Origin of the sequence: Pseudorhizobium marinum (assembly GCF_000705355.1) — a bacterium.
Classification (GTDB): Bacteria; Pseudomonadota; Alphaproteobacteria; order Rhizobiales; family Rhizobiaceae; genus Neorhizobium; species Neorhizobium pelagicum.
Genome location: NZ_JMQK01000041.1, coordinates 1 through 14,701, shown reverse-complemented (window position 1 = coordinate 14,701; position 14,701 = coordinate 1). Strand labels below are relative to the sequence as shown.

Annotated in this window: 15 protein-coding genes; 9 read left to right on the top strand and 6 right to left on the bottom strand. The window is 62.6% G+C overall.

Annotation, left to right across the window (positions count from 1 at the left end; genetic code table 11):
• Nucleotides 1–238 (bottom strand): glutamine synthetase beta-grasp domain-containing protein (locus tag EO99_RS0124730; protein WP_029621222.1); only part of this gene is annotated, 238 nt, incomplete at its 3' end.
• A gap of 512 nt (nucleotides 239–750) precedes the next feature.
• Between EO99_RS0124730 and EO99_RS0124725 the strand changes: the two genes are divergently transcribed.
• Nucleotides 751–1,098: a hypothetical protein gene (locus tag EO99_RS0124725; RefSeq protein ID WP_029621221.1), complete on the top strand. Its 348-nt coding sequence runs from the start codon at nucleotides 751–753 to the stop codon at nucleotides 1,096–1,098.
• A 178-nt stretch (nucleotides 1,099–1,276) separates the two neighbouring features.
• Here the strand turns inward: EO99_RS0124725 and EO99_RS0124720 are convergent, their stop codons facing one another.
• Nucleotides 1,277–1,525 carry a hypothetical protein gene (locus EO99_RS0124720; protein ID WP_029621220.1) on the bottom strand — a complete coding sequence of 83 codons (249 nt, stop codon included), beginning with the start codon at nucleotides 1,523–1,525 and terminating at the stop codon, nucleotides 1,277–1,279.
• Between the two features lie 361 nt (nucleotides 1,526–1,886).
• Here EO99_RS0124720 and EO99_RS0124715 point away from each other — a divergent pair, with 361 nt between their 5' ends.
• The 3 genes from EO99_RS0124715 to EO99_RS0124700 all read left to right on the top strand — a co-directional run bounded on the left by EO99_RS0124715 (nucleotide 1,887) and on the right by EO99_RS0124700 (nucleotide 4,945).
• A complete protein-coding gene (locus EO99_RS0124715) occupies nucleotides 1,887–3,101 on the top strand; it encodes a cytochrome P450 (RefSeq protein ID WP_051680076.1) in 1,215 nt (404 codons plus the stop codon).
• 615 nt (nucleotides 3,102–3,716) lie between these two features.
• A complete protein-coding gene (locus EO99_RS0124705; protein WP_029621217.1) occupies nucleotides 3,717–4,577 on the top strand; it encodes a DODA-type extradiol aromatic ring-opening family dioxygenase in 861 nt (286 codons plus the stop codon).
• Entirely contained in the window at nucleotides 4,574–4,945 is a 372-nt protein-coding gene (locus EO99_RS0124700; protein WP_029621216.1) for a hypothetical protein, read from the top strand. Before EO99_RS0124705 ends, EO99_RS0124700 begins: the two co-directional genes overlap by 4 nt.
• Before the next feature lie 578 nt (nucleotides 4,946–5,523).
• Here the strand turns inward: EO99_RS0124700 and EO99_RS0124695 are convergent.
• From EO99_RS0124695 to EO99_RS0124685, 3 genes are read right to left on the bottom strand one after another with little or no spacing between them, the layout of a single operon-like run.
• Complete coding sequence (locus EO99_RS0124695) at nucleotides 5,524–6,165, bottom strand: ThuA domain-containing protein (RefSeq protein WP_029621215.1); 642 nt, start codon at nucleotides 6,163–6,165, stop codon at nucleotides 5,524–5,526.
• 31 nt (nucleotides 6,166–6,196) lie between these two features.
• Nucleotides 6,197–7,297 carry a Gfo/Idh/MocA family protein gene (locus EO99_RS0124690; RefSeq protein ID WP_029621214.1) on the bottom strand — a complete coding sequence of 367 codons (1,101 nt, stop codon included), beginning with the start codon at nucleotides 7,295–7,297 and terminating at the stop codon, nucleotides 6,197–6,199.
• A gap of 34 nt (nucleotides 7,298–7,331) precedes the next feature.
• A complete protein-coding gene (locus tag EO99_RS0124685) occupies nucleotides 7,332–8,552 on the bottom strand; it encodes an ROK family transcriptional regulator (RefSeq protein ID WP_029621213.1) in 1,221 nt (406 codons plus the stop codon).
• Nucleotides 8,553–8,730: 178 nt separating this feature from the next.
• Between EO99_RS0124685 and EO99_RS0124680 the strand changes: the two genes are divergently transcribed.
• From EO99_RS0124680 to EO99_RS0124660, 5 genes are all read left to right on the top strand, one after another.
• Nucleotides 8,731–10,035 (top strand): ABC transporter substrate-binding protein, encoded by a 1,305-nt coding sequence (locus EO99_RS0124680; protein WP_029621212.1) that lies wholly within the window; start codon nucleotides 8,731–8,733, stop codon nucleotides 10,033–10,035.
• Between the two features lie 79 nt (nucleotides 10,036–10,114).
• Nucleotides 10,115–11,050 carry a carbohydrate ABC transporter permease gene (locus EO99_RS0124675; protein ID WP_029621211.1) on the top strand — a complete coding sequence of 312 codons (936 nt, stop codon included), beginning with the start codon at nucleotides 10,115–10,117 and terminating at the stop codon, nucleotides 11,048–11,050.
• Nucleotides 11,043–11,891, top strand: coding sequence for a carbohydrate ABC transporter permease (locus EO99_RS0124670; RefSeq protein WP_029621210.1), 849 nt, complete (start codon nucleotides 11,043–11,045; stop codon nucleotides 11,889–11,891). Before EO99_RS0124675 ends, EO99_RS0124670 begins: the two co-directional genes overlap by 8 nt.
• A gap of 13 nt (nucleotides 11,892–11,904) precedes the next feature.
• On the top strand, nucleotides 11,905–12,981 hold the full coding sequence (locus EO99_RS0124665) for an ABC transporter ATP-binding protein (RefSeq protein WP_029621209.1): 1,077 nt from the start codon (nucleotides 11,905–11,907) through the stop codon (nucleotides 12,979–12,981).
• A gap of 82 nt (nucleotides 12,982–13,063) precedes the next feature.
• Complete coding sequence (locus EO99_RS0124660) at nucleotides 13,064–14,230, top strand: mandelate racemase/muconate lactonizing enzyme family protein (protein WP_210165113.1); 1,167 nt, start codon at nucleotides 13,064–13,066, stop codon at nucleotides 14,228–14,230.
• Nucleotides 14,231–14,465: 235 nt separating this feature from the next.
• On the opposite strand, the gene EO99_RS0124655 is transcribed toward EO99_RS0124660, so the two are convergent.
• A partial coding sequence (locus EO99_RS0124655) for an SDR family NAD(P)-dependent oxidoreductase (protein ID WP_029621207.1) occupies nucleotides 14,466–14,701 on the bottom strand: 236 nt, incomplete at its 5' end.

Sequence of the window (14,701 nt, the reverse complement as noted above, 5' to 3'; positions counted from 1 at the left end):
CGCACATCACCAGCGCACCATTGGTGCGGGCCGGGTCAGGATAGATGGCAACCGGCTTCAGGACGCAGTCCGACGAGTGGCCTTCGGCCTGCATGGTCGAGGAGCCGTCGAAGCCCCAAAGCGGCAGCTGCTCGAGCGTCGGAAACGCATCGAACTCCTTGATCTGCGTCTTGCCGCGCAGGTTGGCGACCGGGGTGTAGCCGTCAAGCCAAATGTATTCGAGCTTGTATTTTGTCATGAGAAATCTTCCTGGCTGGTCCATAGCCTCGTCGGGCTTTGGCGTTCCTTGCTTATGTCCGGTGGCGGCAGTGGCGCTGGAACAACCCCACCTGCCGACATGGTTTGCGGTCGGCCATCATGTGCGTTTGGTTGCAGGGGCGCCTGAAACGATGGCCATGATCGGGGGCCCCTTCTGGTCGCGAGGCACTGGTGCGTGCAATCGCGAAGCCTTTTTTTGCGAAAGCTCCAGGTGGAGCAGGCAAGGAGTGCCGACATCTTCTGTCGACACGATTGCAGCTCTGAGGAGTCGGGTTACGTTTGTAGCGCGCGGGACGATTCCCGCTTGGCCCTGCTGCAGATGCCGGCGAAACCGGAAGTCGCGGACCAAGGACAGGTCCTGCGATGCTTTGGCAGGATCGGTTCCGATCCATATCCCGCCGGGTCCGGTTACAGTCATAATCGTAGTCGTTGGCCGCGACATCGTCAGGAAACCCAAACTCGGCATCCATCGCTCGAAATCGAGCGGGTGCCATGATGACCGAGTATGAAAGCGAACTGCAGACGGCGAAGCGATCTGAAGAGGAGCAGCAAGGCCGGGGCGTCGTCGTATGCCTGTCGTCGCATCGGCGTTGGCGGCCCAGCAGCCGGCGAAAGAGCGAAGGGAGCGCGTCCAGCGAGGGTGAGGTAGCCGCCATCGTCGAGGAAGCGACTTTCAAAGCTCTCCAGCCTGTCATGGAGGCCACGACGGAGACGCCGATCAGGGAGCCCAGCTTCTGGCTCCCGGGTCTGGTCGCCCTGATGTCGTTTGCAGCGGTTATCGGCTTCTACTGCGTGTTGCTGGAGATGATCAAATCGATCATTTACAGCATTCCCTTCTGAAACACGTTCTTCCTGCAGTGCCGGCAATTCGAAATCCGACGCAGGCTGGCGGCTTCGAAGTGTCGGAGCATTCGCTTGAAAATGCCTGGAGGCTGCTCTCATTCAGGTCGGAAATCTTTCACGAGGTTTGCTGCCGAGGGGTTCTGGCATTCGTCAGCGATGCTCGTCACCGACGCATCTAGTGCGTCACCACTTCACGCACATTCGTGACGAGTATCTTGCTGTCTGCGCCATAGCCGATGAGAACGATGGAGAGGGTCTCGGTGATGTCGCTTGCCCGGGTGTCGCTGGTCACGAGTTCGAGTTTGTAGGCCGCCTTCTCGCCCATGTTGCGCTGGATGTCCCGATCATCGAAGCCCCTGGCGTTCTTCGGCGCAATATCCGTCACGTCCGACACGACAAATTCGAAGATCCTATGCTCGGCCAAGGCTTCCCTCATGTCGGAAATTCGGGAGGGCGGGAATATGACTTCGATTTTTTTCACGTGTCGGTACCAGAGCGGTCAGGATTGCCTATCGCACGGGATCGCCGCGGCGTTCAGCGCATGACGTCAATCGACCTGTCGCGTTAACGAAGATTTTCACTGCGGCTCGCCGTGACTACAATTGCAACGGGTGGCGCATCATGGGCTGCAGCGCCGCCTGCGCTCGCTGCCGTCGAACATCCCGCCTGAGCGATCGCTCAATCACCGGATTACATCTGAAACCGCATCGCCCGATCTTGAAAGATTGAAGCATTGCGGAGGGTCGAGAACGAGGTCACGCAACAAGAGAGGCTTTCCCGTGACCATGTCGCTGCCAGGCAGAAATACCGTCTCCCCGCCGATACTGAGCTTTGCAACCCTCAATGCAGCGCCACACGAGGTCTACAGAGAACTTCGCCCCGAATTTCCCTTCGTGCAAAGGGAGGATGGGGCCTTTCTCGTCCTGCGCGCGCATGACGTCCAGCCACTGGTCAGCGATCCGAGAACACGCCAGATCGAGACGGAGCTCATCAGGGCCCGCGGCATCGCGGATGGCCCCGTGATGGAGCTCGTTTCGAACAGCCTGCTGTTCTCGAATGGCGAAACCCACCGTCGCCGCCGGCAACCTCTGTCGCGGTGTTTCGCCTTTCGGATGATGGAGGGGCTCCGAGCCAACGTCCGGTCTCTCGCCGAGGAGCTTGTGACGCTCAAGCTTGGTGATGGCGAGATGAAGCTGCGCGACGATTATGCCGCCTCCATTCCCGCCATCACCATTGCGGCGATCCTTGGCATTCCGCGGAGCGATGTCCCGCTCTTCACCAGCATGGCCTACAGGGTGTCAAAGATCCTGACCACGTCCTGGACCCGGGAAGACCTGCCCGATATCGAGCTGGCCATAAACGACCTCTCCTCCTATGTCGCGACGCTCATCGATGACCGGCGCAAGCATCCGCGGGCGGATTTTCTGTCGGACTACGTCGCGAGCGTCGACGAGGCCGCCCAGATGTCTGCCGTGGAAGCGGTCATGCAGATCGTTTCGGTCGTGCTGGGCGGCACCGACACAACGCGTGCAGCGATCGTCATCATGGTCGGGCTGCTTCTCGATCGGCGGGATGGTCTATGGCAGGCCCTGCACCATCAACCTGCGATGGTGGCTGCCGCAGTTCTGGAGTCGCTGAGGTTCGAACCGGCCGTGGCATCGATTCCGCGGCTGGCGGTCGAAGACATCAGCCTGGATGGGCATGTCATCCCGAGGGGCAGCCCGGTCCTGCTCTCCACCATGTCCAGTCTCAGGGATCCCGACGTTTTCCTGGATCCCGGTCAGTTCAATCTCACGCGTCCACAGGGGAAATGGCATCCCGTGTTCGGAGGCGGAGAGCACAGGTGCCTCGGAGAAGCCCTGGCACGAATCGAGATGGAAGAGGCCCTGACGGCTCTCGTCAACTCGCTGCTCGATCTGGAGGTCGGAGACCAGAAGCTGAACATTCGCGGACACGCCGGCATCCGTCAGGTCGACGAACTCGTCGTCAGGTGGCGATAGGCCGGACGTGGAGTCCTGCCCGGCGCCGTCGGCTTTCGCCGATGGCCTCGGCGTTCTGGCTGCTGCATCGACGCGGCGGCCATCCCTCCAGATGCCTCGATCATGGACGCCTCCCATTGCCTGCCGCTTTCCAAACACATGCATCGCACTCGGAGCTTGTCGGTGTTCAGGATTAGATTGAGAATCGGGATGTTTCCCGCTTTTGTCTGTAGAGGGCTCAGCAAAATCGATTGCAGCCGCGCCGCCGCAGTGGTCCTCAGGGCCTTTGGCTCCGCGGCTACCGCGTGCCTCTATTGTTCGCCTTACCATGCTTTTCCGGAGGACTTCGTCTGGAAGCCTGAAAAAACCTCAGACGAAGAAACGCACGAAGGCGACGCCCTGCCGTAGGAGCCGAACCCTGTGCGCCACGGTTTTCGAGATCATATTCAAGCCGACCCGAGATCGAGACGGAGAGGGCCATCCAACGTCCGGCTTTTGGGCCGACCCCGTTCGGATGGACAGCCTGAATGGTGTTTCAAACGCAACCCGATCAGGCCAGATCGAAATCGAAGCAGAAGACCGGCAGTCTACCGGTGGGGCGTGGCTCTCGTGCCACTGCTACGTTGGAGAACCGTTTTGGCCAGACTCGTCGCGACACTCGCGTCCACCCATCATCCGTTTTACTTCAAGGCGACCACGTCCGCTCCCGAACATCAGATGCCGCAGGCCCCGGAATGGAAGCGGAAGGTCGAGGCCTACCGCGAGACGCTGGCGTCCACCGGGCCCGATATTCTGGTGATGATCGGCTCGGACCATTTCCATCAGATCTTTCTGGACAATTATCCGCAGTTCCTGATCGGCAAGGCCGCCCGCTACGACGCAACCTTCTACAACGAGGAGCGCGAGTTCGGCATTCCGAAGTATGCATTCGAGGGCGACGAGGACATGTCGCGCTTCCTGCACCAATCGTTGCTGGCGCAGGATTTCGACTTTGCGTTTTCCAACGAGCTGAAGATCGATCACTCGATCGTCTGCCCGATCATCACCCTGCGCCCGCAAAACGATCTGCCGATCGTACCGATCTACACCAATATCTTTGCCCCGCCGCTGCCTTCGCCGCGGCGGTTCTTCGACCTGGGGCGTGCCATCCGCAAGGCTATCGAGGATTACCCGTCCGACAAGAGGATTGCCGCCATCGGCACCGGGCACCTTTCGCTGGAGCTCGGAGGCCCCCGGCAATTCATGGAGACGGGACCAGACCCTGCCTTCGATCAGCAGGCGATCGAATGGCTGCGGACGGGAGACATCGAGGCCATTCTCGCCTCGGTGACGCACCAGAGCCTGGAATGCAGCGGGAATGCGACGCACGGCTTCCTCAACTTCTTGCTGATGCTCGGGGTCGCCGGTCCAGTGGGTGCCGATTACGTCGACTATCTCGACCTCTTCCACACCATGGAAGCCTACTTCACCTGGCATCCGAAGGAGGCGGCGCAATGAGCAAGTACTATGTGAACAAGTTCCTCTTCACCGTGGACCGGGATCCTCACCTGCTTGCGCGCTACATCGAAAGCCCCCGCAGCTTCGTCTCGGCATGGGAACAGTCGATCGGGCCGAAGCTGCTCGGCAATGACGTCGAGGCGTCGAGTGCCCACGCCTTCACGGACGAAGAGCGCCGCGCGCTGGTCGATCATGATTTCGTCAGCCTGTTCGAGATTGGGGCCCACTTCTTCCTCAACCTCACCATCTTCATCGGCATCTACGACGAGCCCTATGCGCAGAAATACGGGCCCCTGGCCTTCCAAAGGGAATTTGCGCAAAAGCTGCGGCACTGGCGCGGCAAGGACTACCCTTCGATCGCGACCTAGACCCGGCGGTCGATAAGTCAGCTGCGATCTTCCCCCACCGCATTCAATTTTCTGCCGAGCACGCGCAAGTCCGCGTCTGCTTGCATGGAGACGCCCGCAATGTTTGAACGAGAACGAGAAGTTCGCTGGAATCCAGCCGCCGTCCGCCTCCGTATTGCGGCGCTGCTGCTTGTCTTGAGCTTGGCGTCCGGGTGCAGCGTACAACGTGAAGAAGTCAGACACCGAGAGCCTGGTCAAAGCTTCCAGACCAGAGCCGGCTGCGCGCGCAGCGAAAACGTCGACACATTCGACCGGCGCTGTGACGTCCCGCTGCTGGGTTACAGTGGCTTTAACGGCCTCTGAGGCGCCGCTCACCCTGGCTCCGAGTTCAAGAGCGAGCAAGGCGGGACGCCACAGCAAACGCGCGCGGATCTTCAACCACTGCGGCTCTCTCTGGAGGCGACTGCTCAAGACAAGCCTCCATGCCATCAGGCCCCGTAACCTGACAGAGTCGTCTCCACCAAGCCCTGCACCGCCGGGGGTCACACCTTCCGGTTTGAATCGGTGATCGGGAAAAGTTGTCTCTCGTCGGGAGGGACTTATCGTGCCGCCCAGTTCGCACCACGACGGTAGATCTCGCGCATCTGCGGAACCTCGAATTCCTGCGCCACGTGGCCGAGCGAGGAATAGAAGACGCGGCCTTTGCCGTACCGGCGCTTCCAGACGACCGGCATGACGACGCCGTCGATCCACCAGGCGTGTTCGCCGGTGAAGGTCGTCGTCGCCAGCACCTCGTTGGAGGGATCGACATGCATGTAGTACTGTTCCGAGTGGTAGGGGAAATCGGAGATCCCCTCCATCAGCGGGTCGTCGGGCCGGGTGATGTTGACGGTATAGTCGATGATGTTGCCCGGATGGGCGACCCACTGGCCGCCGACGATGAACTGGTATTCGACGCATTCGCGGAACGCGTCGCCGGCACCGCCGTGGTAGCCGGCAAGGCCGACGCCGTTCTCGATCGCGGTGGCGAGGTTCTTGGCCTCTTCCTTCTCGATCTTCGACATCGTCATGATCGGCACGATCAGTGAGAGATCGTGGATCGACGGATCGGCGAAGGCCTCGGTGCTGCGCTCGACATAGACCTTGAAGCCGTCCTGCTGGAGCATATCCTTGATGACCTCGGCGCATTGTTCCGGTTCGTGGCCGCTCCAGCCACCCCAGACGATCAGGGCTTCACGCATTTTCAGTCCTCCCAATGTGATTTTTCCAGTGTCAGGCGGCCAGCTGGCCGTCGCTCAGCGATGCCGACAAGGGCGCCGGTCGCTCGGTCTTCGTGTTGATCTTGATGGTGGTGCCGCTGTCGGCGGCATGCTGGAAGGCTTCCATCACCTCCAGCACGTGCAGCGCGAGATCGCCATTGGCGCGGTGCGGCCGGCCCGAGCGGATCGCATGCGCCATGTCGGCGACGCCGATCGAGCGGTAGTTGCCATCCGCATAAGGCTGCGTCGTTTCCTGCGGCTCGAAGCTGCCGCCCTTCTTCAGGAGCTCGACCTGGCCGCCGAAGTGGTTCGGATCGGGAACGATCAGGCTTCCTTCGGTGCCGTAGAGTTCCAGCGGCACGTGCTTGTGGCCGGCCACGTCGAAGCTCATGCCGATCTGCACGACGGCACCGCAGTCGAAGGCCATGACGCCCGCGACATGTGTGGCGATATGGACAGGGATACGCTCGCCGTTGCGCGGCTGGCTGGTGATCAGGCGCTCGCTGCGGGGAGAGATCGCAAAACCCGCCACCTGGGATACCGGGCCGAGCAGGTTGACGAGGTCGGTGATGTAATAGGGTCCCATGTCGAGCATCGGCCCGCCGCCGACTTCATAGTAGAAATCGGGATTGGGATGCCAGCGTTCGTGTCCGGGGCACATGAAGGTCGCGGTGCCCCCGACCGGCATGCCGAGCACGCCCGAATCGATCAGCGCGCGGGCTGTCTGGTGCGAGCCGCCGAGGAAGGTGTCGGGGGCGGCACCGATGCGCAGGCCCTTCGCCTTGGCCGCTTCGGCCAGGGCCTGGCTCTCCTTGAAGTTGATGCCCAGCGGTTTTTCCGAATAGGTGTGCTTGCCCGCATCGAGCGCCTGCATCGCAACCGCGACATGGGCCTTCGGCACCGTCAGGTTGACGATGATCTCGATGGCGGGATCGGCGAGCAGCTCCTCGACGGATCGTGCCGTCAGTCCGAATTCGGCGGCACGCTGCTCGGCAAGCTCCCGGTTGAGATCGGCCACGCCCTTGATGTCGAGAATGGCGAAGGAGGCCATAGCCTTCAGGTAGGCCGCCGAGATGTTCCCGCAGCCGATGATGCCGATACCTACCTTGTTCATGAATCCTCCCAGATTGCTTTTCCAAAAAAAAACGTCAGCCGCTTGCCGGCTGCGGCGCCGGAGCCGGCCCGGTGGTGCCCCATGGGGACTCGTAGAGCTCGCAGAGTGCCACGACCGCCGCCCCTTGCGCCCACATCTCGTCCGGCGACGGGTCGAAGACCAGTTCGGCGATCTCGCGTATCGAAGAGGGGATCGCAGACCTGTAGGAGTCAGATAGGGTTTTCAAGAACAGCTCGCCGAGCGAGAGGCTCGAGCCGACGATGATCACGCGCGGTGGACCGAAGAGCGTGACGATATTGGCGACTGCGATGCCGACGGCCTCTCCGGCGCGGGTGGCGGCCACGATCAGCGCGTTGTCCTCCGCCGCAATGAGGGTTTCGGCAAGCGCCATGCCCCGTCCCAGACGGACGGCATCCGCAAACCTGCCCTGCTGCGTCTGTTCTCCCAGAATTGCCGCTTCCCCGGCAAGAGCGGAGAGCCGGACCGTTTCCGGCAGGCCAATTCCCATCATCAAGTCGCCGAGATTGTGGCTGAGGCCGCCAGCGCCGCGGAAGAGTTGGCCGCCATGCAGCACGCCGAGGCCCAGGCTGTGCTCCAGCGAGACCAGAACCATGTCGTCGAGATCACGTCCCTTGCCGAACCAGTGATGGGCAAGCGTGATGGCATGCGCATCGCTTTCGACGATCGTCGCGACGTTCAGCCGGTCGGTCATCTCGCGGGCAAAGTCGATGTCCGGCTCGCTGACGATGGGGCTCGAACGAACGCGCCCGGTGCGGTGCTCGACCACCCCTGGAAATCCGATGCAAACCGTGGAAATCTCCTGCAGGCCAAGCCCGGCATCGACGACGCAGCGGCGGATGCCGTCCTCCACCAGGTCGGCGATGACGCCGATCGGCTGGCGGTTGACCCTGATCGGCAGCGACAGCGTCGAGATCACCTCGCCGCAGAAGTTGCTGACCACGAAGACCATGTGGTTGGCGGCGATCTTGGCGCCGACGACGCGGGCCGCGTCCGGGTTCAGCTCCAGCATCACGCGCGGCCGGCCGCGGGCCGCGGCATTGCGGATGTCACCCTCGTGCCGGGTCAGAATAAGCCCGTCATCCAGCAGCGAACCGGTGATGGCCGAGACTGTCGTCGTTGAAAGCTGCGAGCGTTCGCTGATCTCGACCCGGGAAATAGGGCCGTGGCGCCGGATGGTGTCCAGCACGGTGAAGCGATTGATGGCGCGCATCAGTTCCGGATCGGCAGTTTTCATCGCAGTGTGCGCGCTCGCCCATGTATTATCTTCGGTATCCGGACAAAATAGACGAAAGAAATCGCGGTGTGTCAATGCGTTCTCGCAGAATTTATCATTTCCCAGTTGACAGGAGCGTATTCTTCGCCTGATTTTGTACGTGTCAGGGAATAAATGCGCACCTTGGGAGGAGAACAGGATGACGCAAGACCAGAGGATGGCGCTGACGCGCGCCAAACGTTTCATAAATCTGGGCGCTTTAACAGCCCTTGCTGTCAGCGGCGGGGCAGGCCTCGCTTCGGCGCAAACGGTTGTGAAGTGGATGCATGTCGAGACGGTTCCGGCCTATATCGAGGTCTGGGAGGAAATCGCCGCGGCTTACGAGCAGGAGCATCCGGACGTCGACGTCCAGCTGCAGTTCCTGGAGAACGAGGCTTTCAAGGCGAAGCTGCCGACGCTGCTGCAGTCCGATGCAGCCCCGGACTTCTTCTACAGCTGGGGCGGCGGCGTGCTGCGCCAGCAGTCGCAGACCGGCGCACTGATGGATCTGACCGAGCCGATGAATGCCGATGGCGGCGCCTGGGCCAAGGACTACAAGCCGGCGGCGCTGAACGGGCTGACCTATGACGGCAAGGTCTATGCGGTTCCCTATCGCATGGGCACGATCAGCTTCTACTACAACAAGGAGCTGTTCCAGAAGGCCGGCCTCAATGCCGACGACATCAAGACCTGGGATGACTTCCTCGCGGCGGTGACGACGCTGAAGGAAGCCGGAATCACGCCGATCGCCGGCGGCGGTGGCGACAAGTGGCCGCTGCACTTCTACTGGAGCTACCTGGTGATGCGCAACGGCGGCCAGGAGGTCTTCGAGAACGCGAAGAACAACGAAGGCGAGGGCTTCCTTGATCCGGCCATCATCAAGGCCGGCGAACAGCTCGCCGAACTCGGCAAGCTGGAGCCCTTCCAGGGCGGCTATCTCGGTGCCTCCTGGCCTCAGACGCTCGGCGTCTTCGGCGACGGCAGGGCGGCCATGCTGCTCGGTTTCGAGCATACCGAAGCCAACCAGCGCACCAATGCCGGCGACGGCAAGGGTCTGGCGCCGGAAAACATCGGACGCTTCCCGTTCCCGGTGGTCGAAGGTGGGGCCGGCAAGGTCACCGACACGCTCGGCGGTCTCAATGGCTGGGCCGTCACCAAGAATGCATCGCCTGCCGCCGTCGATTTCCTGCGGTTCTTCACGAGCCCGGAACAGGAGCAGAAGATGGCCGCCGCCGGGATGATCATCCCTGCAGCCACCGGTGCGGAAGAGGGGTTGAAGAACCCGCTGATGCGTGAGGCGGCGGACCAGCTTGCCGCGTCCACATGGCACCAGAACTTCTTCGACCAGGATCTCGGGCCGTCGGTCGGGCGCGTCGTCAACGATGTCTCGGTCGAGATCCTCGCAGGTCAGATGTCGCCGGAGGAGGGCGCGCAGATGATCCAGGACGCACGCGAACTCGAGTAGTTTCCGTTTGTGACACTGCCGTCGGCGCTCGCGCCGGCGGCACGCCATGCAGCCGGCTTTGCAGGGAGGAAAGCAAGGCATGACCGACATGACTGCCGCGGCAGTGGCAACCCAAGGTGTGACCGGACCCAAGGTCCGTTACAAGAGCCCGACGGCACGCGGCCGGCTTCCCGTCCTGGTGCTGTTTCTTCCACCGGCGCTCCTGCTTTTCACGCTGTTCGTCATCCTGCCGATGGGCGAGGCCGCATGGTACAGCCTGTACCGCTGGAACGGCTACGGTACGCCGACGGAATTTGTCGGCATCCGCAACTTCACCGTTCTCTTCAACAACGGTGCCTTTTCCCAGGCCCTGATCAACAACGGGCTGATCATCGTCATCTCGCTGCTGTTGCAGATCCCGCTCGCCATCTGGCTGGCGACGATGCTCGCCCACAAGATCGCCGGCGTCGTCGCCTTCCGGCTGATCTTCTTCCTGCCTTACGTGCTGGCGGACGTCGCGGCCGGCCTGATCTGGCGTTTCGTCTACGACGGTGACTACGGCCTGTTTGCAGCGATCGCCGGCTTCTTCGGTGTCGCCACGCCTTATGTCCTCGCCGACCGCGATCTCGCCATTTATGCCGTGCTCGCCGTCATCGTCTGGAAGTATTTCGGCTTCCACATGATGCTGTTCATCGCCGGCTTGCAGGCGGTCGACAAGAGCGTCCTGGAGGCGGCCGAGATCGACGGCGCGACCGGCTGGCAGAAGTTCCGCTACGTGACGCTGCCGCTTCTCGGCTCCACGGTCCGGCTGTCGGTGTTCTTCGCCATCATCGGATCGCTGCAGCTCTTCGACCTGATCATGCCGCTGACCGGCGGCGGGCCGTCGAACTCGACGCAGACCATGGTCACCTTCCTCTACACCTACGGCGTCACCCGCATGCAGGTGGGGCTCGGCAGCGCCGTCGGCGTCGTGCTCTTCGTCATCTGCATCACGCTCGCCTTCGGCTACAAACGGATCTTCATGCGCCATGACTGATACGACAACGCAAGTCCGCATGACGGCGGCAACCCGCCTCTATCTCTACGTCTCGCTGTCGCTGGTCGCGGCCCTGGTTCTGGTGCCGCTCGTCACCACGGCGCTTGGCGGCTTCAAGTCGCTCGGCGACCTGCGCACCAGCCCCTTCGGACTGCCCTCCGACTGGGTCTGGTCCAACTACACCGATATCCTGTTTGGCGAACGCTACTGGCGGCAGATGGCCAATTCGCTGTTCATCGCGGTGATGACGGTGTTCCTGACGGTGGTGGCGTCGGCCATGGCGGCCTTCACCTTCGCCCATGTGCGCTTCTTCGGCTCCGGCCACCTGATGAACTATTTCCTGATCGGGCTGATGTTTCCGGTGGCGACGGCGATCCTGCCGCTCTTCATCCGGATCCGCGACCTCGGCCTGCTCGATTCCTACTGGGGCGTGATCCTGCCGCAGGTCGCCTTCGGGCTCGGGATGAGCATCCTGCTGTTCCGCAACTACTTCCGCAACCTGCCGGACGAGCTGTTCCAGGCGGCCTTCGTCGACGGTTGCGGCTATATCCGCTTCTTCTGGTATGTGTCGCTGCCCTTGTCGCGGCCGATCGTGGCCACCGTCAGCATCGTCACCTTCGTCAACAGCTGGAACAGCTATATCCTGCCGCTGATCATGCTGAACACCGAGACGAAATATCCATGGCCGCTCGGCATCATGGTCTACCGCGGCGAGTTCGGCACCGAATGGCAGCTGGTGCTCGCCTTCATCACGCTGACCATCCTGCCGACGGTCATCGTCTTCTTCCTTGCCCAGAAACACATCATCGCAGGCCTGACGGCTGGCGCAGTCAAGTCGTGATACGGAGAATGAGATGGCATCTGTCGAACTGAGAGACGTCCGCAAGGCCTATGGCGCGGTGGAGGTCATCCACGGCGTGTCGCTGGCGATCGACGACGGCGAGTTCATCGCCCTGGTCGGGCCGTCGGGTTGCGGCAAGTCGACCCTGTTGCGCATGATCGCCGGGCTGGAGGAGATTTCCGACGGCGAGATCTTCATCGGCGGCACGGTGGTCAATCCGCTTACCCCGCGCGAGCGCAACATCGCCATGGTGTTCCAGTCCTATGCGCTTTATCCGCACATGACGGTGGCGGAAAACATGGGCTTCAACCTGAAGCTCTCCGGCGTCGCCAAGCCGGATATCGAGCGCCGGGTCGGCGAAGCGGCGCGCATGCTGGCGCTCGACGAACTTCTCGACCGCAAGCCGAGCCAGCTGTCGGGTGGCCAGCGGCAGCGCGTCGCCATGGGGCGGGCCGTCGTCCGCGATCCGGCGGTCTTCCTGTTCGACGAACCGCTCTCCAACCTCGACGCCAAGCTTCGGGTGCAGATGCGCACCGAAATCAAGACACTGCACCACAAGGTCGGCACCACCTCCGTCTACGTCACCCATGACCAGATCGAGGCGATGACGCTGGCGGACCGGATCGTCGTCCTCAACGGCGGCCGGATCGAGCAGGTGGGAACGCCGCTCGACCTCTACCGCGCACCGGTCAACGTCTTCGTCGCCGGCTTTATCGGTTCTCCGGCGATGAACTTCCTCGACGCCGACGTGGATGCCGACGCGGGCGGGCCTGCGGCACGGCTCACGGACGGCACCGTGATCCGGCTCGACCCTTCCTCTGCGGTCAAGCGGGGGCAGGCGGTGAAACTCGGCCTTCGCCCGGAGCACATCGTGCCGGGTGCATCAGAGGGTGGCAGCGTCGTGGCCGGCCAGACGCTGGTGGTCGAGCCGACGGGCGCGCAGACCCATGTGGTCTTCATGCTTGCGGGCGAGGCGGTGACGGCGGTGGTCGACGGCGCCTTCCCCGCCCGCTACGGCGCGCCGTTCGAAGCGGCGATCGCCGCCGAACAGGTGCATGTGTTCGACCGCAAGAGCGGCCTGGCTCTGTAAGGGGCGGATTTTGGAGGGTAGATCGCGCTGAACTCCCTCTGATCGGCTGCCGGCTCAGTTTCGAAAGCTCAGTCCTTTTTGGTTGGACATCACCATGAAAATCACTGCCATCAAGCCGTATATCGCGAGAGTGGGCGTGCGCAATCAGCTCGTCGTCAAGGTCGAGACCGACAGCGGCATCCACGGGTGGGGGGAATCCGGCCTGTCCTATCGCGAGAAGGCGGTCGCGGGGGCGCTCGATCACTATGGGCAGTTCCTGCTGGGCCGGGATCCGATGCGCTGCGGCGCGCTGTGGCAGGAGATGTACCGCAGCCAGTATTTCGAGGGCGGCAGGGTGCTTGCCGCCGCAATTGCGGCGCTCGACATCGCCTTTCATGACATCAAGGGCAAGGCGCTCGGCGTGCCGGTCTACCAGCTGCTCGGCGGCAAGCAGCGCGACCTGGTGCCGGCCTTCGCCACCACCTCGGCCGAGCCCGGCGAGGCGATGATCGAGCAGACCGTGCTCTTGAAGGAGGCCGGCTGGAACTGCGTGCGCTTCATCGCCGACGGACAGGAAAACAGCGAGCGCTTCGAGCCGCGGGAATCCATCGCGCTCACCGCCGAATGGGTCACTCGGGCCCGCGCGGAGGTCGGCCATGCGATGACGCTCGGCGTCGAGTATCACCATCGCTTAAGCGTGGCGGAGGCGGCGTCCTTCTGCCGGAAGATGCCGCAAGGCACGATCGATTTCCTCGAGGAGGCGATCCGCGACGAGACGCCGTCCGCCTATGAAGCCCTGCGCCGCATGACGGATGTCCCGTTCGCGATCGGCGAGGAATTTTCGTCGAAATGGCAGTTCCTCCCCTATGTCGAGCGCGACATCATGCAGTTCTGCCGGATAGACATCTGCAATGTCGGCGGCTTCACTGAGGCGATGAAGGTCGCCGGTTGGTGCGAGGCGCACTATGTGGATCTGATGCCGCACAATCCGCTTGGTCCGGTCTGTACCGCCGCATCCGTCCATCTCGCCGCGGCGGTCGCCAACTTCGCCTGGCTCGAATGCCGCCAGAGCCCGGCCGAACAGCACTGGGGCTTCGACAACACGACGCTCTTCCCCGGCCAGATCGAGATGCACGGCGCCTTCTACGTGGTGCCGGACGCGCCCGGGTTGGGGATCGAGGTGAACGAGGCGGAGCTGGAGAAGATGCCCTTCGACTATTCCGAGCCGCCCCACCTGCGCCGTACCGACGGGTCGTTCACTAACTGGTAAACGCTCAATTTGAAAAAGCCCCATAGTCGCGCGGTCAGATTACGCGACTATGGCGGCCCGTCGGCAGTATGAAGCGGCAAGTCCCTATGCATGCGGAGAACGGCCGCATGGCCCAGCCGGCCGTCGGCGCCGTCTCGACCATCTCCGCAACCGGCTCCTGTCTAGTGCTTCCGGATATGGCTGTGACCGAAAATGCGGCTCAAGCTGTATCTTCGGTTACACTGGATGCTGTTTCTCAGGAGATGGCGTAACCGCCGTCCACCGGTATGATCGTGCCGGTGATGAAGCCGGCATGGGGGCTCGCGAAGAAAAGCGCGAGGCCCTGCAGGTCTTCCGGCGTGCCCCAGCGCGCCATCGGCGTTCGCGCCAGGATCGGACCGGCGCGTGCCGGATCGTCCTGCAGCACCTGGGTCAGCGGCGTTGCGATCCACCCTGGTGCAATGGCATTTACCCGCACGCCGCGCGGGGCAT